At 63.0% G+C, this 19222-nt stretch carries 22 protein-coding genes; 10 read left to right on the forward strand and 12 right to left on the reverse strand.

Annotation, left to right across the window (positions count from 1 at the left end; all coding sequences use genetic code 11):
* Positions 1–3: 3 nt before the first annotated feature.
* Both OHD62_RS18065 and OHD62_RS18070 read left to right on the forward strand, forming a co-directional pair.
* Positions 4–525 (forward strand): GNAT family N-acetyltransferase, encoded by a 522-nt coding sequence (locus tag OHD62_RS18065; RefSeq protein ID WP_263784233.1) that lies wholly within the window; start codon positions 4–6, stop codon positions 523–525.
* Positions 522–1544: a histone deacetylase family protein gene (locus OHD62_RS18070; protein ID WP_263784234.1), complete on the forward strand. Its 1023-nt coding sequence runs from the start codon at positions 522–524 to the stop codon at positions 1542–1544. The genes OHD62_RS18065 and OHD62_RS18070 overlap by 4 nt, the downstream gene beginning before the upstream one ends.
* A 12-nt stretch (positions 1545–1556) precedes the next feature.
* Here the strand turns inward: OHD62_RS18070 and OHD62_RS18075 are convergent, their stop codons facing one another.
* On the reverse strand, positions 1557–2822 hold the full coding sequence (locus tag OHD62_RS18075; protein ID WP_263784235.1) for a cysteine desulfurase-like protein: 1266 nt from the start codon (positions 2820–2822) through the stop codon (positions 1557–1559).
* A 49-nt stretch (positions 2823–2871) separates the two neighbouring features.
* Positions 2872–3939: an aldo/keto reductase gene (locus OHD62_RS18080; protein WP_263784236.1), complete on the reverse strand. Its 1068-nt coding sequence runs from the start codon at positions 3937–3939 to the stop codon at positions 2872–2874.
* A 351-nt stretch (positions 3940–4290) separates the two neighbouring features.
* Between OHD62_RS18080 and OHD62_RS18085 the strand changes: the two genes are divergently transcribed.
* Positions 4291–4455, forward strand: a complete 165-nt coding sequence (locus OHD62_RS18085) for a hypothetical protein (RefSeq protein ID WP_006332943.1) — start codon at positions 4291–4293, stop codon at positions 4453–4455.
* Positions 4456–4504: 49 nt separating this feature from the next.
* Here OHD62_RS18085 and OHD62_RS18090 read toward each other — a convergent pair whose 3' ends face one another.
* Complete coding sequence (locus OHD62_RS18090; protein WP_263784237.1) at positions 4505–5011, reverse strand: DUF1993 family protein; 507 nt, start codon at positions 5009–5011, stop codon at positions 4505–4507.
* A 125-nt stretch (positions 5012–5136) separates the two neighbouring features.
* Here OHD62_RS18090 and OHD62_RS18095 point away from each other — a divergent pair, with 125 nt between their 5' ends.
* A complete protein-coding gene (locus OHD62_RS18095; RefSeq protein WP_263784238.1) occupies positions 5137–6186 on the forward strand; it encodes a DUF1176 domain-containing protein in 1050 nt (349 codons plus the stop codon).
* Positions 6187–6190: 4 nt separating this feature from the next.
* On the opposite strand, the gene OHD62_RS18100 is transcribed toward OHD62_RS18095, so the two are convergent.
* The 7 genes from OHD62_RS18100 to OHD62_RS18130 are packed head-to-tail and all read right to left on the reverse strand — an operon-like array spanning position 6191 to position 12538.
* Positions 6191–7078 carry an alpha/beta hydrolase gene (locus tag OHD62_RS18100; protein WP_263784239.1) on the reverse strand — a complete coding sequence of 296 codons (888 nt, stop codon included), beginning with the start codon at positions 7076–7078 and terminating at the stop codon, positions 6191–6193.
* 32 nt (positions 7079–7110) lie between these two features.
* A complete protein-coding gene (locus OHD62_RS18105; RefSeq protein WP_263784240.1) occupies positions 7111–8733 on the reverse strand; it encodes a molybdopterin-binding/glycosyltransferase family 2 protein in 1623 nt (540 codons plus the stop codon).
* Positions 8730–9434 (reverse strand): XdhC family protein, encoded by a 705-nt coding sequence (locus OHD62_RS18110; RefSeq protein WP_263784241.1) that lies wholly within the window; start codon positions 9432–9434, stop codon positions 8730–8732. The genes OHD62_RS18105 and OHD62_RS18110 overlap by 4 nt, the downstream gene beginning before the upstream one ends.
* A gap of 6 nt (positions 9435–9440) precedes the next feature.
* Entirely contained in the window at positions 9441–9779 is a 339-nt protein-coding gene (locus OHD62_RS18115; RefSeq protein ID WP_263786710.1) for an XdhC family protein, read from the reverse strand.
* A gap of 55 nt (positions 9780–9834) precedes the next feature.
* Complete coding sequence (locus tag OHD62_RS18120; RefSeq protein WP_263784242.1) at positions 9835–11082, reverse strand: vWA domain-containing protein; 1248 nt, start codon at positions 11080–11082, stop codon at positions 9835–9837.
* A 4-nt stretch (positions 11083–11086) separates the two neighbouring features.
* On the reverse strand, positions 11087–12016 hold the full coding sequence (locus OHD62_RS18125; RefSeq protein ID WP_263784243.1) for an AAA family ATPase: 930 nt from the start codon (positions 12014–12016) through the stop codon (positions 11087–11089).
* A 27-nt stretch (positions 12017–12043) separates the two neighbouring features.
* Complete coding sequence (locus OHD62_RS18130; RefSeq protein WP_263784244.1) at positions 12044–12538, reverse strand: flavin reductase; 495 nt, start codon at positions 12536–12538, stop codon at positions 12044–12046.
* Between the two features lie 177 nt (positions 12539–12715).
* Between OHD62_RS18130 and OHD62_RS18135 the strand changes: the two genes are divergently transcribed.
* Both OHD62_RS18135 and OHD62_RS18140 read left to right on the forward strand, forming a co-directional pair.
* On the forward strand, positions 12716–13789 hold the full coding sequence (locus OHD62_RS18135) for a branched-chain amino acid ABC transporter substrate-binding protein (RefSeq protein WP_263784245.1): 1074 nt from the start codon (positions 12716–12718) through the stop codon (positions 13787–13789).
* Complete coding sequence (locus OHD62_RS18140; protein ID WP_263784246.1) at positions 13789–14796, forward strand: P1 family peptidase; 1008 nt, start codon at positions 13789–13791, stop codon at positions 14794–14796. Before OHD62_RS18135 ends, OHD62_RS18140 begins: the two co-directional genes overlap by 1 nt.
* A 30-nt stretch (positions 14797–14826) precedes the next feature.
* On the opposite strand, the gene OHD62_RS18145 is transcribed toward OHD62_RS18140, so the two are convergent.
* Entirely contained in the window at positions 14827–15081 is a 255-nt protein-coding gene (locus OHD62_RS18145) for a DUF2171 domain-containing protein (RefSeq protein ID WP_263784247.1), read from the reverse strand.
* A 136-nt stretch (positions 15082–15217) separates the two neighbouring features.
* On the opposite strand from OHD62_RS18145, the gene OHD62_RS18150 reads away from it, so the two are divergent.
* From OHD62_RS18150 to OHD62_RS18165, 4 genes are read left to right on the forward strand one after another with little or no spacing between them, the layout of a single operon-like run.
* Entirely contained in the window at positions 15218–15943 is a 726-nt protein-coding gene (locus OHD62_RS18150; RefSeq protein WP_263784248.1) for a DUF2259 domain-containing protein, read from the forward strand.
* Positions 15940–16458, forward strand: coding sequence for a hypothetical protein (locus OHD62_RS18155; RefSeq protein WP_263784249.1), 519 nt, complete (start codon positions 15940–15942; stop codon positions 16456–16458). Before OHD62_RS18150 ends, OHD62_RS18155 begins: the two co-directional genes overlap by 4 nt.
* A gap of 59 nt (positions 16459–16517) precedes the next feature.
* Positions 16518–17825: an adenylosuccinate lyase gene (gene purB, locus OHD62_RS18160; protein ID WP_263784250.1), complete on the forward strand. Its 1308-nt coding sequence runs from the start codon at positions 16518–16520 to the stop codon at positions 17823–17825.
* Positions 17825–18397, forward strand: a complete 573-nt coding sequence (locus tag OHD62_RS18165; protein ID WP_263784251.1) for an RBBP9/YdeN family alpha/beta hydrolase — start codon at positions 17825–17827, stop codon at positions 18395–18397. Before purB ends, OHD62_RS18165 begins: the two co-directional genes overlap by 1 nt.
* 11 nt (positions 18398–18408) lie before the next feature.
* Here the strand turns inward: OHD62_RS18165 and OHD62_RS18170 are convergent, their stop codons facing one another.
* A complete protein-coding gene (locus tag OHD62_RS18170; RefSeq protein ID WP_263784252.1) occupies positions 18409–19221 on the reverse strand; it encodes a VOC family protein in 813 nt (270 codons plus the stop codon).
* Position 19222: the final 1 nt, after the last annotated feature.

The raw sequence follows: 19222 nt of genomic DNA on the forward strand, positions 1-19222 counted from the left end.
ACCATGGCGTCGAAGCCAGCGTCAAAGGACGTCACTATCCGGCCCGGCCGGATCGACGACGTCGATACGATCCATGCAGCCATCCTGCGGCTCGGCCACCATATCGGCGCGCCTGAGGAAATTACCTCGACGGCCGAGGATTTGCGCACCTACGGCTTTGGCGAAAAACCCGCCTTCTCCACCCTCATTGCGGAAGTGGGCGGCGAATTCGCCGGCCTCTGCCTATATTTCCCGATCTTCTCGACCTGGATGGGGCGGCCCGGCGTCTATGTGCAGGATCTCTATGTCGACGACCGTTTTCGCGGCCGCAGGATAGGCGAACGCTTGCTGCGCCAGGTCGCGCGCGAATGCCGGAAGGACAGCGGCGTTTACCTCAGGCTGTCCGTCGATACGGACAATGAAACCGCCAAGGCTTTTTATGAAAGGCTGGGCATCGCCTGGTCGAGCTACGAGCAGGTGCAGAAGATCGTCGGCGAGGCCTTCTTCGCTTTCGCCGATGCGCGGGAGGATGGGGAGAGCAAATGAAAGCCTTTTACGCCGAGGAACAGAAGCGCCACGATCCAAAGGCCTTCCTCTCCAGCGGTGCGCAGCAACCCAATCCGGAAAAGCCGGAACGGGTCGAGCGATTGCTGGTTGGAGCCAGGGCCGCCGGCTGCACGATCGAGCGACCGAGGGATCATGGGCTTGGCCCGATCGCTTCGGTGCATACGCCCGAATATCTCGACTTCCTCGAGCACATCTTTGCGCGCTGGCAGCGCATCGAGGGCGCCTCGGCTGAAGTCATCCCCAATATCCATCCGATAGCGCGCGGTGGCTCCTATCCGGCCTCGGCCGTCGGCCAGGCCGGCTACCACATGGCCGATACCGCTTGCCCGATCTCCGGCGAGACATGGCAAAGCGCGCTATGGAGCGCCTGGAGCGCGGTCGAGGCCGCCGAGGCAGTGATGTCGGGCGCGCCTTCAGCCTATGCGCTCTGTCGTCCGCCCGGCCATCACGCTTTTGCCGATGTCGCGGGCGGCTTCTGCTTCATCAACAATTCGGCGGTGGCGGCGCAGGTCTTGCGCCGACAAGCAGCCCGTGTGGCGATCCTCGATGTCGACCTGCATCACGGCAATGGCACGCAAGGCGTTTTCTATGCGCGATCGGACGTGCTCACGGTCTCGCTGCATGCCGACCCGGTGCGCTTTTATCCGTTCTTCTGGGGTTATGCCGACGAGCGCGGCGAAGGCGCCGGCCTCGGCTACAATTTCAACCTGCCGTTACAGCGCAAGTCTGGCGATGCCGCGTTCCTCGACGCGCTGGACGTGGCTTTGCAGCGCATCCGCGCCTTTGCGCCGGAAGCGCTGGTCGTGGCGCTCGGGCTCGACGCCTTCGAAGGCGATCCGTTCGGTGGCTTATCCGTGACCACGCCAGGCTTCTCACGCATCGGCGAGGCTATTGCACGGCTCGGCCTGCCGACGGTCATCGTCCAGGAAGGCGGCTATCTCTGCGACGCGCTCGCCGACAATCTTACCGCCCTCCTCACCGGATTCGGCGGCAAGTAGTCTTCGTGGCGCTCAGGATCGTTGTTGCCTGAGCATGGCAATCACCCGGTGCACGCTCTCCAGCGTCTCGTCGATTTCGGCTGCGGTGTTGTAGTGCGCAATGCCGATACGCACGACGCCCTGTTCGGCTGGAATGCCGAGCTGGTGGACGATCTCCCAGGCATAGTTGTGGCCGGACCAGAGGAAGATGTTTTCCGCATTCATCTGCCGCACGATCGTCTCCGGCACGATGCCGTCGACGGTGAACGAGACTGTCGGCACGCGTTCGCTGAGGCGCGCCGGATCGGTGATGCCATGGATGGTCAGGCTTGAAATGTCGGACAGACCGTCGATCAGCCTTTGCGCCAGCGGATTCTCGTAGGCGATGGACAGCTCGAATGCCCTGGCAATCTTGCGCCGCCGCGACCCGCCCTCGCCCGCCGCAGCGCCCAGTTCCGCAAAATAATCGACAGCGGCCGACAGGCCGGCCATCAGCTCGATCTGCGGCGTGCCGAGTTCGAACCGTTCCGGCAGGCCGTTGGACGAGCAGCGGCATTTGTACGGTTGCAGCGCATCGATCACCGCGTGGCGGCCCCACAAAATGCCCATATGCGGGCCGAAGAATTTATAGGCCGAACAGATCAGGAAATCGCAACCGAGATCCCTGACGTCGATCAGCCCGTGAGGCGCGAACTGCACGGCATCGACATAAACCAGCGCGCCGGCGCTCTTGGCGATGCCAGTCAGCGCCTTCACGCGGTTGATCGAGCCGGTGAGGTTGGAGGCGTAATTCAGCGCGACAAGCCGTGTCTTCTCCGAAAGCAGCGCCTGCAAGGCGGCCTCCTCGACCTGCCAGCTCTGCTCGTCGAAAGACAGCCAGCGCACAACGAGGCCAAGATCTTCGGCCAGTTGCAGCCAGGGCGAGACATTGCCCTCATGGTCCATGCGGGTGAGGATGATCTCGTCACCCGGCCTGAACCCACGCCCGAGCGTGCGCGACATGTGATAGGTCAGCGTCGTCATGTTGGCGCCGATGATGATTTCCTCAGGGCTCGCGGCGCCGAGGAAATCGGCCATCGCCGCATGGGCGGCGCCGACGACTTCTTGCGCCGCGACAGTGGTTTCGAAAAAGCCGCCGAGATTGGCGTTGGTGGTCAAAAGGCAACGCGACACCGCATCGGCGACGGTCTGCGGCACCTGTGTGCCGGCGGGATTGTCGAGATAGATGCGGCGGCGGCCTTTGTCGGTCAGGGAGAGCGCCGGAAATTGTTCCCGCACGGCCTCGATCGAAAAATTCATTTCTGCCCCCTTCCCCTTGTCATTGCTGGATATTTTCATTCCCGACGCGTTACGGGCACGGGTTGCCGACGCGCTGGTGGATGGCATCGACCGCCTTCTGCATCTCCTCGGTCCAGGTCACGTCGACCGAAGACAGCGCCATTTCGAGCTGCCAGATCGCTGTGGCGCCAACGATGTTCGAGGTAACGAAGGGCCGGCTTGCGACATAGGCATTGGCAAACAACGCCGGCTCCATGCCAAAGGAGCGCGCCAGCTCGTTGTATTCGAGCAGCACGGCCGCGGCATTCGGGGTCTCATAGCGCTGGCCACGGTTGAAAAGCTGCGAGCGCGAGCCCTGCGGCCGCGCCCCATGGTCGTATTTGCCGGTCAGATAACCTTGCGCCAGCGGTGAGTATGGAAGAAGCGAAACCTGTTCGCGCTCGCAGACTTCGGCCAGGTTCACCTCGAAGCCGCGGTTGACGAGATTATAGGCGTTTTGCAGCGAGACGACGCGCGGCCCGACGCCTTTGTCGGCCTCGGCGATGAAGCGCATGACGCCCCAGGAACTCTCGTTCGACAGGCCGAAATGGCGGATTTTTCCCGTCTTCACCAGCTCGTCGAAGACGGCGAGCGTCTCGGCGATCGGCGTCTCGCCGGCCGGCGCGCCAACAGCGTCGGCCCGCCGCGGCACGGCGCCGATGCGGTTCGGGTTGGCGCCCCAGGGTATATCGCGTTCCGGCCAATGGATCTGGTAGAGATCGATATAGTCGGTGCCGAGCTTGGCCAGCGACTTTTCGATGGCGTCGAATATGTCGGCGCGCACCAGCTTCGACGGGCGGTTGCCGCGAAACCATGCGTTGGCGGTGCGGCCGACCACCTTCGAGGCCAGGATCACCCGATCGCGGTTACCTCTGGCCTTCATCCAGCTGCCGATGATCTTCTCGGTCCGGCCTTGCGTCTCGGCCTTGGGTGGGATCGGATAGAGCTCGGCAGTATCGATGAAATTGACGCCGCGCGAAAAGGCCAGATCCATCTGGGCGTGGCCGTCAGCCTCGGTATTCTGCTGGCCCCAGGTCATCGATCCCAGGCAAATCTGCGATACAAGAAGATCGGTCCGACCGAGGCGGCGTTTGTCCATGGAATTTTCTCCGGCGGGAAAGCATTGCGCGGCTGCGCGGGGATGAAGCTGCAGCATACAGTAAGGCACCGCTCGTCTCCAAGCCCGGCTGCCGTTTGGTCTCGTTGCGCTGATACAAAAAGCCGGACTGCATCTTCATGCAGTCCGGAAGTGCGCCAGGAATGGCGAGGAAAAGCCGGCCCAAGCCGGCATTATACGTACGTTCGACCGCGCCAGAAGTTTCACCCGACACGTCGAATATGGTCAAAAAAGTATCGATGCGGCATGGCTGCCATGCAAATGTTGCACTGCACAATTGTCATGATTTGCCTATATTGAGGGCCGTGGAGGATCAACACGGGGGCCTGATTCATGGGGTTCTTCACTGAAATGTTTGCCCGTCCGCGTCCGCAGGAGCATCTGCGCTATCGCGCGGCACTTGCCCTGCTTCACTCGATGAGCAATGCCGACCGCGCCGACATCGGCGTCAAGCCGGCCGATTTCCCGCGCATTGCCCGCGAGATGTCTCTGCGCTGAATATTTAGTGGTGTGAGGTTTCCTGGCGGGACCGGGAAACCTCGAAGTCTCAGCGTGATCCCAGGAAGATCGCCTTGCTCAGCGGCACGCCATTGTGTCGCAGAATGTCGTAGGCGGTGGTCACGTGGAAGTAGAAGTTGGGCATGGCCAGATGCAGCAGATATTGCATGCCGGCCATCGAGATTTCGCGCTGGCCAAGCTTCAGCTCGATCATCCGGTCATCCGAGCCTTCGAAATCGGCAGCAGAGAACGTCGCCAAAAGGTCCAGGGTCTTGGCGATGCGTGCCTGCAGGTCGGCAAAGCTCGCCTCATTGTCCTCGTATTTGGGTACTTCGCGGCCGGCAAGCCGTGACGGCGCGCCCTTGGCGTGGTCGGTGGCGATCTGTACCTGCCTGGCTAATGCGAACATGTCGGGCGCCAGTCGCGCCGTCAGAAACACCTGCGGGTCGATCTTGCGGTCGGTCGCATTCTGTTCAGCGGTCGAGAGCACATTAGAAAGCGCTTTCAGCCTGGCCGTAAACACCGGCACGGATGCCTCGTACATAGATATGGTCACGTGAGTTTCTCCTGTCCGGCCGGAACGCCGACGACGGGACGTAGCGCCTTCCCCGCCGATTCTTCAAGCGTCACCACGCCGCCGCAATCGGTATGATAGAATTTCCCATCAGGTGGAGATTCCCGATGAGAAGCGCCTTTGTTGCAGCAACCGCTTTTTTCTCCCTTGCCCTAGCAGGCCAGCCAGTGCTCGCCGCCGAAGCTCCCTATATCGACGACCGATCGGACGCCGAAGCGGTCATCCGCTCGCTTTATAGCGCCATCAGCCGGCATGAATTCGCGCGCGCCTGGGGCTATTTCGGCGACACCAAGCCGGCCAAGGATTTCGAGACATTCGTCAAGGGCTATGACGGCACCGAAAAGGTCGACGTCAAGACCGGCGCCGTGTCCGATGAAGGTGCGGCCGGCAGCATTTACTACAACGTTCCCGTCGCCATCCAGGCGACCGACAAGAAGGGCGAGGCAAAGGTCTTCGCCGGCTGCTACACGCTGCGCCAGGTGAATGCCTCGATCCAGGAACCGCCGTTCCAGCCGATCTTCATCGACAAGGGCGCGCTGAAGCCCGCGACAGTCGATTTCGAGGACGCGGTGCCGGAAAGCTGCGGCGACGGCCCGCCGCCACCGAAGAAAGACGCGGCATTGGAGCAAGCCAAGAAGGCCTTCGCCGCCACCTATGGCGACCAGTGCGACAAGGAAACGCCGGAGGGCAAGCCAGTAGGCGAGCCGGCGACCCATACCCTCCATTACAAGGATGCAAGCGCGGCTGCCGACGAACCCGAACGCGAGATGCGGCTGTTCCGCTTCTTCTGCTCGATGGCGGCCTACAATGAGAGTGCCGTCTACTACATCTCCGACGACGTATCGGGTGTGCGGCAGTTGCAGTTCGCCTCGCCGGAACTCGATATCCGCTATGAGAACAACAACAGCGAAGGCAAGGTCGAGGCGATCAACATCATCGGCTTCCAGACCGACGACCAGCTGGTCAATTCCGACTATGACGATGCCACCAAGACGATCTCGTCCATGAACAAATGGCGCGGCGTCGGCGACGCCTCATCGGCGGGCACCTATCTGTTTCGCAACGGCAATTTTTCGCTGGTGCAATACGATGTCGATGCATCCTATGACGGCGAGATCAACCCGCAAACCGTGCTCGACTACAACACCCCGCCTTGAGGCTTCAAGGCGCTTTCGACAGCATCCAGTTGAGCGTGCCGCGCCAGTCGGTCATGCGGATTGGCGTGCCATGGGTGCCGGTCTCGAAGCGGACGAAGCGGGTGGGGTAGCTCTTCGATTTGGCCAGGATCGAACGGAAGAAGGTTTCCTGCTTTTCCACGGGAAACACAGGATCCTTGCTGCCCTGGCCGAAGAAGACCGGCACGCGGCGCTTATAGGCAGGGCTTGCGAAAAAGCTCTCGTCCCACAGCGAGCCGAGCAGCAGCAGCCCGTCGATGCGACCGCCGGTATCCTTGCGGGCAGCCAGCTTCCAGCACAGCGCGCCGCCCATCGAGCCGCAGGCAACGAATATCTTCGCGCCTGGCGACTGTTCGGCATAGTGATCGATCAGCGCGGCGATCTGGGCAGCACCTGTATCGCCGAAATCGGTAAAATCCGGAGAGAGATAGAGGCCGCCATTGCCGGCCATCAGGTTCTTGATGCGGTTGAAATTGCCGCCGAAGGTGAAGTCGTCGACGCCCTGCTTGCGGCTGCCGCCCTGCCCATGCAGGTAGAGCACGATGATGCCGGCGCCCTCAGTCTTGCCGACGGCGACGTGGCGGACATCGCCGGCATCGGTCTTCAGCAACAGATCCTGCTGCACCTTGCGCACGCTGGTGTCGACATATTGGACGTGCACCCGGCGCTCCGGCACCTGGTCGCGGGCGTTGATATCGCGCAGCTCACGATAGTCGATGACCGTATAGGCGCCGTTGTTCGCGGACGAGAGCGTGGCCGGATAGGCGAAGAGATCGTCCTTGAAGGGTCTTAGCGCGTCGGCGTGAGCGACAACGGCAACAGGAAGCAGGAAAAGCACTGAGGCCAAAAGGGTGTAACGGAATCTGAAAGCCATGCCTCAGGCATGCGTTCTTCGGCTTTGGTTTGTCAATCCTGCAGCACGCCGCCAGCGCCTTCCAGCGCCTCGCGGGTGTCGACATCGACGGCTGCCCCTTCGCCGATCTCGACATCGACTACATCGAGGCCCTCGGCCTCGACCAGATGGCGCGCGCCGGTATCGCCTTCCAGATGCGCGATCGCTGGAAACAGCGAGCGCGGCAGAAGAACCGGATTGCCGCGCCTTCCCTGATGCGAGGCGCGTACGACCGCCCTGCTCCCGGATTTGCGGAACGCCTCGATCAGCCGGTCGAGATCGGTCGCCGAGATACCCGGCATATCGCCAAGAACAATCATCGCGCCTGCGGCATTGCCGGCAACCCGTGCGACGCCGGCCTTCAGCGACGAAGACAGGCCCTCGGCGAAATCCGCGTTATCGGCGAAGGTCACGTCGAGTCCCGAAAGTGCCGTCCGCACCCGCTCGCGCTGATGCCCGGTGACGACGATCGTGCCCGAGGCTTTCGACGCCAGCGCGCGCTCGGCGGTGCGGCGTATCAGCGGCTTGCCGTCAAACAGAGCCAGCAGCTTGTTCGGGCCGCCCATGCGGCTGGAGCGGCCGGCGGCCAGGAGCACGATATCGACCTTCGGCTCAGATCGCGCTGGCCTTGGGGCCGGTAGCGACTCACGCGGCTGCGGCCGTGTCGGGATTTCCATCAGCAGCCCGCCGACGCCCATACCGGCGATGTCCTTTGCCGTTACATCGAGCCCAGCAATCAGCCTGTCGAGCACCCAGTCGAAGCCGTTTTCCTTGGGACTGCGGGCGCAGCCAGGCGCGCCGATGACGCGCTTGCCATCAAGCATGCCGAGCACCAGCAGATTGCCGGGATCGACCGGCATGCCGGCACGGATGACGATACCACCGGCTTTCTTGATCGCGGCTGGAATAACGTCGCCGAAATCGCTCATCGCCGAAGCGCCGAAGATCACCACCATGTCGTTATCACGCGCCAACGAAGCCGCAGCTTCCGCCACCGGGGCGACGTCGTGCGGTGTGCGGCGCTCCGCCGTCAATCGGCCGCCTGAACGCGTCAGCCGCGCTTCGGTGACACGCAACGTCTTGTCGAGCACGCTGGTTTTGATGCCGGGCAGGACCGTCTGGATGACGCCGATGCGCACCGGCTGGTAGGCGTTGACGGCAAAGATCTCGCCGCCAGTGCAGATTTTTGCCACGGCATCGACCAGGACTGAGGCGACGGCAAACGGAATGATCTTCACCGTCGCCACCATCTGCCCCTTCTCGACCGGCGCATGCTGCGCCAGCGTGGCGATGGTGATGGCCGGGTCGACGGCGTTGATGGCGTCAATCATCGCCGCATCGACGGTGAAGATGCCGGCGGCCTCGGCGTGGAGGTTGACCCGGCCGGTCGCGGCAGGCTTCGCCTCGATGTTGCGATGGACCATGCTTTGCGCGATTTTCTCGGCCGCTGCGTCCTCGCTGAGATCGTCCAGCGCAAGGACAGCGGCGACTATTTGGGTTATCCCAGCCGCCTTCAGCACCGACAGATCATCGGCGCTCAGCCGGTGCGCCTTGCGGAAGCGCCGTTCGCCGGCTGTGGTGGCGTGCGCCAGCACTGCACCTTCGGCCTGATCGATGGGAACCGGGCCAAATTTCACGCCACCGCGCCTTTGCTTTCCAGGCCGCGCGAGCGGAAGGCGTGGATTGCCTGCGCCAGCACCGCGACGGCGATCTCGGCCGGGCTTGCGGCACCGATATCGAGGCCGATCGGCGCGTGGATGCGGGCGATCTGGTCGGCCGTAGCGCCCAAGGCCAGCAAGCGCTCGACGCGCTTGGCGTGTGTCTTGCGGCTGCCGAGCGCGCCGATATAGAAACAGTTGGCGTCGAGCGCTGCCTTCAGTGCGAAATCATCGATCTTCGGATCATGGGTGACAGCGGCCAGCGCCGTGTAGCCATCCAGCGGCTGGCGCGAAAGCACATCCTGAGGCCACTCGGCATGCAGTGCGACATCGGGAAAACGGTCCGGCGTGGCGAAGGCCGTGCGCGGATCGATGATCTCGACGGGATAGCCGGCGATTTTCGCCATCGGTGCCAGTGCCTGGCTGATGTGGACGGCGCCGATCACCACCAGGCGCGGCTGCGGCAGATGCGCGTTGAGGAAGAAGGTTCGTCCCTCGGCTTCGACCGAGCCGGAATTGCCAGTGCGAAACGCCTTGGCAATCGCGGCTCCAAGATCGCCGGCGACCTGATCGCCTTCGCGCACGATGCGGTCGCGACCGTCACCAAGGTCGGTGACCAGGATCGCCGCGCGGCGGGCGCGGCGTTCGGCGTTCAACGTTTTCAGGGCGTACGGATCCATTGGAGGTCAGCCAAGCCGCTCGACATAGACTTTTATGCGGCCGCCACAGGACAGGCCGACCTGCCAGGCGGTCTCGTCAGCGACGCCGAACTCCAGCATCTTCGCCTTGCCTGAATCGATGACGTCGATCGCCTCAGTCACCACCGCGCCCTCGACGCAGCCGCCCGAGACTGAGCCGTGGAAATTGCCGTCTGCATCGATGACCAGATGGCTGCCGACTGGCCGCGGCGCCGACCCCCAGGTTTCGACCACGGTTGCGATGGCGACATCCTTGCCGTCCTTCATCCAGCCTTCCGCGATGATCAGGGGATCGCGGGCCTCATCGAGATAGATGCTGTTTTCCATGATCGCTTCTCTCAGGGTCTGTTTTTCCAAGGGCTATTTCCCCGGGGACATATGGCTATGCGGCGCGCCTCTCGCCAGCTTGCAGCCATCGGCGCGGATCGACCGACAGCGCCGATTTCTTGTCCAAGGAGGCGCAGAGATCGGCCAGTGCATCGAGATTGTGCACTGAGCGGAATTCGTCGACATGCGGCAGCATCGCCTTGACGCCGCGGGCGCGGGCTTCGAAACCGTCGAAACGCAGCAACGGGTTCAGCCAGATCAGACGACGGCAGGATTTGCGCAGGCGTTCCATCTCTTCCGACAGGCCGGCAACCTCGTCGCGCTCGAGCCCGTCGGTGATCAAAAGCACCACCGCGCCCTGCCCCAAAACGCGTCGCGACCACAGCCGGTTGAATTCGCAGAGCGTGTCGCCGATGCGGGTGCCGCCCGACCAGTCCTTCACCGCCGCCGAACAATCGGCGAGTGCCGCGTCGGGGTCGCGATGGCGCATCTGCCGTGTCAGATTGGTGAGCCTGGTGCCGAACACGAAGGCATGTACACGCCGGCGCTTTTCCGTCAGCGCATGCAGGAAATGCAGGAAGATGCGCGTATACTGGCTCATCGAGCCGGAAATGTCGGCCAGCACGACCAGCGGCGGGTGAACTTTGCGGGCCGAGCGGAATTTCGGCAGGATCAATTCGCCACCGGTACGCGCGGCCGACCGCATCATGGCGCGCGGATCGATGCGGCGGCCATGCGCGTCGGCCTTGAAGCGCCGTGTCCTGACCATGTCGAAGGGCAGCCGCAACTGGGCAATCGCCTTCTTGGCCTCAGCCATTTCGGCGGCGTTCATCTGAGCAAAATCCTTGTCTCTCAGCACTTCGTTGCCGGAGAAGGTGAAGCGGGCGTCGACCTCGATCTCAGGGATCTCCTGTGGCGGCTGGTTCTTGCTGTGACCCTCGAACATCGCCTGGCTGACGCGGTTCTCGGCCGTGCGGGGTTTTTGCTTCTCTCTGTTATCGGGCGCCACCGGCGAAAACATCGCCAGCATCTTTTCGATCAGCTCGTGCGACTTCCAGAACAGCCGGAATGCCTCGTCGAAGGTGGGATGGTCCTCGTGCCGCGACACCAGCACGGCGTGCAGCGTCCAATAGAAATCGTCTCGGGAACCGATGCCCGCGGCCAGCACCGCCTCGATGGAATCCTTCACCGAGGCCGGCCCGACCCGCATGCCCGCCTTGCGCAAGGTCCGGGCGAAATAGACGATGTTGTCGGCGATGCGTCCGTCCGCTGTCGCCTCTTTCGGTTCGGGACGCGGCGCCATGCCCTTACTCCGCCGCCGAAAGCTCGGCTTTCACCTCGTTGAGGATGCGCCGGCTTTCGCCTTGTTCAATGCGGGCAATGTCGTCCTGATATTTCAAGAGCACGCCGATCGTGTCGGAAACGGTCTCCGGATCGAGCGCCACCTTGTCGAGTTCGGTCAGCGCGCCGGCCCAGTCGATGGTCTCGGCGACACCCGGCACCTTGAACAGCTCGATCTGGCGCAGCTTCTGGATGAAGGAAACCACCTCTGCCGAGAGCCTGCGGTTGGCCTGCGGCACCTTTCGGCGCACGATCTCCAGTTCGCGCTCGGCATTGGGGTAGTCGACCCAGTGATAGAGGCAGCGCCGCTTCAGTGCGTCATGGATCTCGCGGGTGCGGTTTGTGGTTATGATGACGATCGGCGGTTCTTCCGCCTTGATCGTGCCGAGCTCGGGCACCGTCACCTGGAAGTCCGACAGGATTTCGAGCAGGAATGCCTCGAAGGCTTCGTCGGTGCGGTCGAGCTCATCGATCAGGAAGACCGGGGCGGCGCCGGCCTTGCCGGTCAGCGCATCGAGCACCGGGCGGCGGATCAGGTATTTTTCGGAGAAGACATTGCGCTCCATGTCGGAGCGGTCGACCTTGCCAGCCGCCTCCTCCATGCGGATTTCGATCATCTGGGCGGCGTAGTTCCACTCGTAGACGGCGGACGAAACATCGAGGCCTTCATAGCATTGCAGGCGGATCAGCCGGCGGCCGAGCGCCTGCGCCAGCACCTTGGCGATCTCCGTCTTGCCGACGCCGGCCTCGCCTTCGAGGAAAAGCGGCCGCTGCATGCGCAGCGATAAAAACAGCACGGTCGCCAGGGACCGGTCCGCCACGTAGTCCGCACCGGTCAGCAGAGCGAGCGTCTCGTCGATCGTCCGCGGCGCCGGGCGCGGTTTCAACTCGGTCATTCTCTCTCCGTGGGTGCAACCATGGCGCTACAAAGCGTGGTAGCCGCGGTCGTGATAGATCAGCGGCCGCAAATTATCGCCGATGCGCAGGCCTGTCACCTTGCCAAAAAGCACACGATGGGTAGCCAGATCCTTGGTGTCGATGAGTTCGCAGTCGAACACGGCCAGCGCACCCTTCAGCGTTGGCGCGCCGGTCGAGATGACATCCCATTCGCCCAGCGCGAAACGCTCCGCAACCGGTAAGCCGGTGAGGCCGGAGAAGCCGATCGACAGCGCCTCCTGATGCGAAGCTAATGTGTTCAAGGCGAATTTGCCATTTTTCACGAATGGCTCGTTCTTGGGATTTTCGCGATTGAGGCAGACCAGAATGGTCGGCGGCGTGTCCGACACCGAACAGGCCGCAATGACCGTCGCGCCACGCTTGCCAGCAGGACCATCAGTGGCGACCACATGGACGTGGCCAGCAAAGTGGCTCATCGCGTCGCGATAGGCCTGCGGCCCAATGTCGTTCTTCTTCAGCACCGATGATTTTCCCTTGGAACCCAGCCGTTATATATGGCCACATAGTGCCTGCCACAAGCGAAGTGCTTGACTCGCATCCTGAAATTCGCGTGTTGCACCGTGGTTAGGCAGCCTTTAGGTCTTTGTGGGCATAGTGCCGGGAGATGCTTGGCCGGCACGGAGGAATTCTTCGCACGCATGCGATTCGAGATAACGACAATAGCGCTGCTGGCCTGGCTGTCGCTCTGCGGCAATGCGAACGCCGAGACGCTGCTCGTCGGCGTCGCGGCACCCCTGTCCGGACCGTCGGCAATTCTCGGCAAACAGATCGTGGTAGGCGCCGGCCTGGCGGCGGAGGCGATCGGGGCCGAGCTCAAGACGGTCGACGACGCCTGTACGGCCGATGGCGGCGCCGCCGCAGCCAGGGAATTCGCGGCGGCGAAGGTCAGCGTGGTTGTCGGCTTTCTCTGCACCGACGCGATCGAGGCGGCGCTGCCCATCCTGAAAGGTGCCAACATACCGGTCATTACCGTCGGCGTGCGCACAGAAAGCCTGACCGACCGGCGCGCCAAGACCGGCTGGCCGGTGTTTCGTCTCGGACCGCGCGGCGACGACGAGCGCAACGCCGTCGCCACCATCCTCACCCGGCTCTGGCGGAACGACCTGTTCGCGATTATCGACGACGGCACGATCTATGGCCGCGAAATCGCCGAGACGTTTCGCGCAGCCGCCGAGCAGGCAGCGCTGAAACCGGTGTTCGTCGACACGTTCCGGCCGCAGCTCGACAACCAGATCGGCCTGATCGGACGGCTGAAGAAAGCCGGTGCGACGCACATCTTTGCCGGCGGCGACGGCGACGATATCGCTATCATGGGCCGCGACGCCGGCCAGCTCGATGCCGGCATGACTTTTGCCGGCGGCGAAACGCTGCGCACGCCGCCCGGCGACGTATCCTACGCCACCGGCACGCTGATGATCGCGCAACCCGAATGGTCCGATGTCGCCGACCCCAAGGTGCTGGCGGCGTTTGCTGCACAAGAGATCGTGCCGGAAGGCTACGCGTTGCCGGCCTATGCGGCGGTGGAGACCGCCAAGGTGGCAGCGACCCTGGCGGCAACCTCCGGCAAGCCGCTTGCTGAAGCGCTCACAGCGCATGATTTCACCACCGTGATCGGGCCGGTCCGTTTTGACGAAAAGGGCGATCTCAGCCAGAACCCCTACCGCGCCTTCCGTTTCGACGGTGCGCGTTTCGTGCCTTTCGAGGTGAAGTGATGTTTCGCACCGGGCCGCGCAATTTGATCACCGATGTCGCCGGCCTGCGCGTCGGCAACGCCGCCGACGCCAAGCTGAAGTCGGGCGTGACTGCGCTGCTTTGCGATGAACCGGCGGTGGCGGGAGTCCAAGTGCTGGGCGGCGCGCCCGGCACGCGCGAAACAGATTTGCTGGAACCGCAGAATTCCATTGAAGCGATCCATGCCATTGTGCTTTCGGGCGGTTCGGCCTTTGGCCTCGACGCCGCCTCCGGCGTGCAGGCGGCCTTGCGCGAGAGGAACATCGGCGTCGAGGTCGGTGGCTTTCGCGTACCGATCGTGCCGGCGGTGATCCTGTTCGACCTGCGCAACGGCGGCGACAAGGATTGGGGCCGCTATCCGCCCTACCGCGATCTCGGCTATGAGGCCGCGCAAGCAGCCGGCATCGACTTTCCACTCGGCACGGTCGGCGCGGGCACAGGCGCGCTGAGTGCAGGCTTGAAGGGCGGCCTCGGCTCAGCCTCGACGGTGCTCGACAGTGGCGTCACCATCGGCGCGCTGGCCGCAGTCAACCCGACCGGCTCGGTGACGATCGCCAGAAGCCGCTACTTCTGGGCGGCACCCTTCGAAATCGGCGACGAGTTTGGCGGGCTCGGCTATCCGTCCCCAATGCCTGCCGACGCCAGAAAGATCCTGCTGAAATTCCGCGACAAGAACATAGAGCCCGGCGGCAACACCACCATCGCCGTCATCGCCACCGACGCCGTTCTCACCAAGGCAGCGGCAAAACGCCTTGCCGTATCAGCGCATGACGGCTTCGTGCGCGCCATTTGGCCGACGCATACGCCAGCCGACGGCGATCTGGTGTTCGCACTGGCGACGGGCAAGAGCGGCATCGAGCTCGCGCTCAACGATGCGATCGACCTTTACGCCGCAGCCGGCGCCACCATGGCGCGTGCTATTAGCCGCGGCGTTTTTGCCGCGACGCCGGCCGAGGGCGATCTTTTCCCGGTGTGGTCGTCGCGCTGAACGCGCAACGTTGCGATCAAATGGGGGTGATCAAGTGGGATCGGATTTTTCTTCCTCGAAGGTGACCGCGACATCCGAGTTTGCCGACAGCCAGACTTTCTTGCTGTCGACTTCGGCGACGAGGCTGAGCGGGATATAGTGGTGATGGCCCTTGTGCGAGCCCATGCCACTGTCGGCCTTGGTCAGCTTGATCCGCTGTCCCTCGACTTTGTCGACGGTGCCGACATGAACGCCATCGGCGCCGATCACTTCCATATGCTCACGAATTTTGCTGGCGTCGGTCATGGTGGGGTCTCCCGTTGAAGCTGCCGACAATAACATTCGATGGCTGAATTGGATGCATGGTTGCCAGATAGCACGACGTTTTGACCATCTCGTGATAGGGAATCGTTGAACCCTGGCAGCCGAAGTGAAGAAACCAATGCGAATTCTCGTCCTTTCTGCCTTTCTCCTGCTCGCCCAATTGGCAGGGCCCCTTGCGGCCCAAGCCGGCGATGTCGCCGAGCTTGAAATCCTCGGCTTCAGCCAGGATGGAAGCGTGTTCGCCTTCGAGGAATATGGTGTCCAGGACGGCTCGGGATTTCCCTATGCCAACCGCTATTACATCAACACTGCCGACGACAGTTTTCTCCAGGGCACGCCGATCAAGGTCCGGCTTGACGACGAGAACGCCACGCTCGAAGCGACGCGCCTTCAGGCCCGGCAGAAAGGCGAAGCCATCATCAAGCAGGACGAGTTGACCGCCAACCGCGGCATCACCGCCGGGTTCAACCCGGTGACCGAGCTTTCGGCCGATCCGTTTCGCATGGTGGTGAACCCACGCCCGATCTTTTTTCCGGTCGACGATCCGCTCGAGTTCCGGCTCGACGAGATCGGCTTGAACAACACCGAAGGCTGCGAGAGCCTGGGCGAGATCAACGGCTTTCGCCTGCTGCATATCGAGGCGAAAGCCGGCGGCAAGACGGAGCTTCTGCACGAGGACAAGTCGATCCCAAAAAGCAGGGGCTGTCCGAATGGCTATCGGATCGGCGCGGTGCAAACGTTCTCGCTGCAAGGCCTCAGCGCCTATGCCGTACTGATCGCGGTACGCCAATACGGCTTCGAGGGGCCGGACTATCGCTGGATCGCGGTAGCCGGCCGCCTGTGACGCCGTTCCCCGTCATCCGCAACCGCGTCCTGGGTCTTGTCCGGCGCGCCTTGCCGTCGCCGGGCACTGCTCTTTGCGGCGCGCTGCTGTGGGCCATGGCAATGGGCGCCAGCGTACTCTTCAATCTGTTGCTGGGTAACTGGGAGACACCGGCCAAAATTCGCTACGTCTCGCTGCTCTATGCCGCCGGCGGAGCGCTCGCTTTTCCGGTTGGCCTGTTCCTGGCGCGGCTGATTTCGCTTGGCCGGCACTGGGAAGTTGCCTTTGCCGCCGCCTTTATCTGCCTTCTTGCCGCGACGATCGCCTTGACCGGCGGGCTCTTTGCGCTGCAATACCGCTCCTACTATGTCCAGTGGCATGCACCGGCCCTGACCATCGCCTGGTCCATCCAGTTCGTGTTCACGATGGCGACGGCGCTTTACCAGTTTATTGTTCTGGGCATCCGGCTTTATTTTCCACTCGGTTTCATCGCGCTGTTTGCCGCCAGCATCTGGTTTGCGCGGCAGCAGCGTTGAGCATTTTGTCGGCCTCTGTTAGGACGCGGGCGAACGCTCTCACAAGTCAGGACTAACCGATGATCCCTCGCTACTCCCGGCCGGAAATGGTGGCCATCTGGTCGGCCGAAACCCGCTTCCGCATCTGGTTCGAGATCGAGGCTTACGCTTGCGACGCACTGGCCGAACTTGGCGTGATCCCGAAAGAGGCCGCCAAAACCATCTGGGAAAAGGGCGGCGCGGCGAAATTCGACGTCGAGGCCATCGACGAGATCGAGCGCGTCACCAAGCACGATGTCATCGCCTTCCTGACCCATCTTGGTGAATTTGTCGGACCTGACGCCCGCTTCATTCACCAGGGCATGACCTCCTCGGACGTTCTCGACACTTGCTTTGCCGTGCAGTTGACCCGCGCCAGCGACATTCTTCTCGCCGACATCGACGGCCTGCTTGCAGCGCTCAAGCGCCGCGCGTTCGAGCACAAGGACACCGTCACCATTGGCCGCAGCCATGGCATCCATGCCGAGCCGACCACCTTCGGTGTCAAGCTGGCGCAGGCCTATGCCGAATTTTCGCGCTGCCGCGAGCGCCTGGTGCACGCGCGTGAGGACATAGCCACCTGTGCCATCTCGGGTGCGGTCGGCACTTTCGCCAACATCGACCCCTATGTCGAAAAGCATGTGGCGAAGAAACTGGGGCTGAAGCCGGAACCGGTGTCGACGCAGGTGATCCCGCGCGACCGCCACGCCATGTTCTTCGCCACGCTCGGCGTCATCGCCTCCTCTATCGAGCGGCTGGCGATCGAAATCCGCCATCTGCAGCGCACCGAAGTGCTGGAAGCAGAGGAGTATTTTTCGCCTGGACAAAAGGGCTCGTCGGCAATGCCGCACAAGCGCAACCCGGTGCTGACCGAAAATCTCACCGGCCTGGCCCGCATGGTGCGCTCCTTCGCACTGCCGGCGATGGAGAACGTCGCGCTCTGGCATGAGCGCGACATTTCGCATTCTTCGGTCGAACGCATGATCGGGCCGGACGCCACGGTGACGCTTGATTTCGCGCTGTCGCGGCTGACAAGCGTCGTCGACAAATTGCTCGTCTACCCCGATAACATGCTGAAGAACATGAACAAGTTCCGCGGCCTGGTGCATTCACAGCGCGTGCTGCTGGCGCTGACGCAGGCTGGCGTCAGCCGTGAAGACGCCTACCGGCTGGTGCAGCGCAACGCCATGAAAGTGTGGGAGCAAGGCGCTGATTTCCTTGAAGAACTTCTCGCCGACAAGGAAGTCACTGCAGCCCTGCCAGAGGCCGAGATCCGCGAGAAATTCGACCTTGGCTATCACACCAAGCATGTCGACACGATCTTCAAGCGGGTATTCGGAGAAGCGTGATGATTTCCGCGGCTGGAGACTTCGATTTTCTCGCCCTGCCGGGGCGCGGCAATTCCGGGCCGGATCACTGGATGTCGCATTGGTGCCAGGCGTTCCCCAATTCGAGCCGCGTGCTGCAGGCCGAATGGGACAGGCCCAGCCCTGAGGACTGGATCGGCCGGGTGGACGCCGCGGTTGCCGCGGCACCTCGGCGTGTGGTGCTACTGGCGCACTCGCTGGCGGTAGCGACGGCAGTGAAATGGGCGGCCAACGCCAGCGAAAGCCAACTCCGGAAAGTTGCAGGCGCACTGCTGGTTGCCCCGACCAATGTCGAGGATCCCGATCCGTCTTTCGACCTCGTTCGTCCCTTCGCGCCAATGCCGCTAAAGCGCCTGCCCTTTCCGACGCTGGTGGTGGCGAGCCGCACCGATCCGCGCGTCACCTTCGACAAGGCGACCGCCTTTGCCGCCGCCTGGGGCGCGGAACTCGCCGATGCCGGCGACCTCGGCCATATGGGAAACGAGCTTCGCCTCGGCATTTGGCCGGCGGGCCTGCTCATGCTTGGTCGGCTGCTGGGAAAGGCGGACCTCTAATCAGCTGACGATCAGGCCTTGCCGGGAACGGTCCTGATCACCGTTCCCCACGGATCCTCACGGATCGTGCCGTCAGTTGCATTGTCCGAACGCATCTCGACCCAGGCCAAGCCAGAGCGGGCGGGGTCGCGACGACCGGCGCCGGCACTTTGCCAGGCATTGGCGCCGATGTGATGATGGTAGCCGCCTGACGACAGGAACACCGCCTGGCCGCCATACTTCGCCACCGTATCGAAGCCGAATTCCTGATGCCACCAGGCCTCAGCCTCCTCCGGCCGGCCCACTCGCAGGTGGACGTGGCCGATGATGCTGTTGTCCGGCGCGCCCTGCCAGCCGGCATCTCCGGCCGGAACTTCGGCGACGACCGATGGAATATTCAGCCGCTCGGTCGCCATGGCGATCTTGTCGCCGTTCCACTTCCAGTCCTGCGGACGGCGGTCGGCATAAATCTCGATGCCGTTGCCCTCGGGGTCGGTCAGATAGAGGGCCTCGCTGACCAGATGGTCGGATGCGCCCTCGATGCCGATCTTGTTGGCTATGGCATGGTTTATCCAGCGGCCGAGATCGGCACGGCTGGGCAGCAAAAAGGCGGTGTGGAACAGGCCGGCACTGCGTGGGTCGTCAGGCTTCGCCGCAGCATCCGCCTCGATGACGAACAGCGGACGATTGGCGGCGCCCAGCGTGATCGCGCCATCGGCGCGGCTCAATTCCTGCAGTCCGACCACCTTGCGATAATAGGCGGCCAGGCTTTCGGCATCCCGCGCCCGCAGCCCGACGCGGGCAACGCTCACCGGTGTCGTGGCGGCAAAAGGCAATTCGCTCATC

Source organism: Mesorhizobium sp. YC-39, assembly GCF_025753795.1.
Classification (GTDB): domain Bacteria; phylum Pseudomonadota; class Alphaproteobacteria; order Rhizobiales; family Rhizobiaceae; genus Mesorhizobium.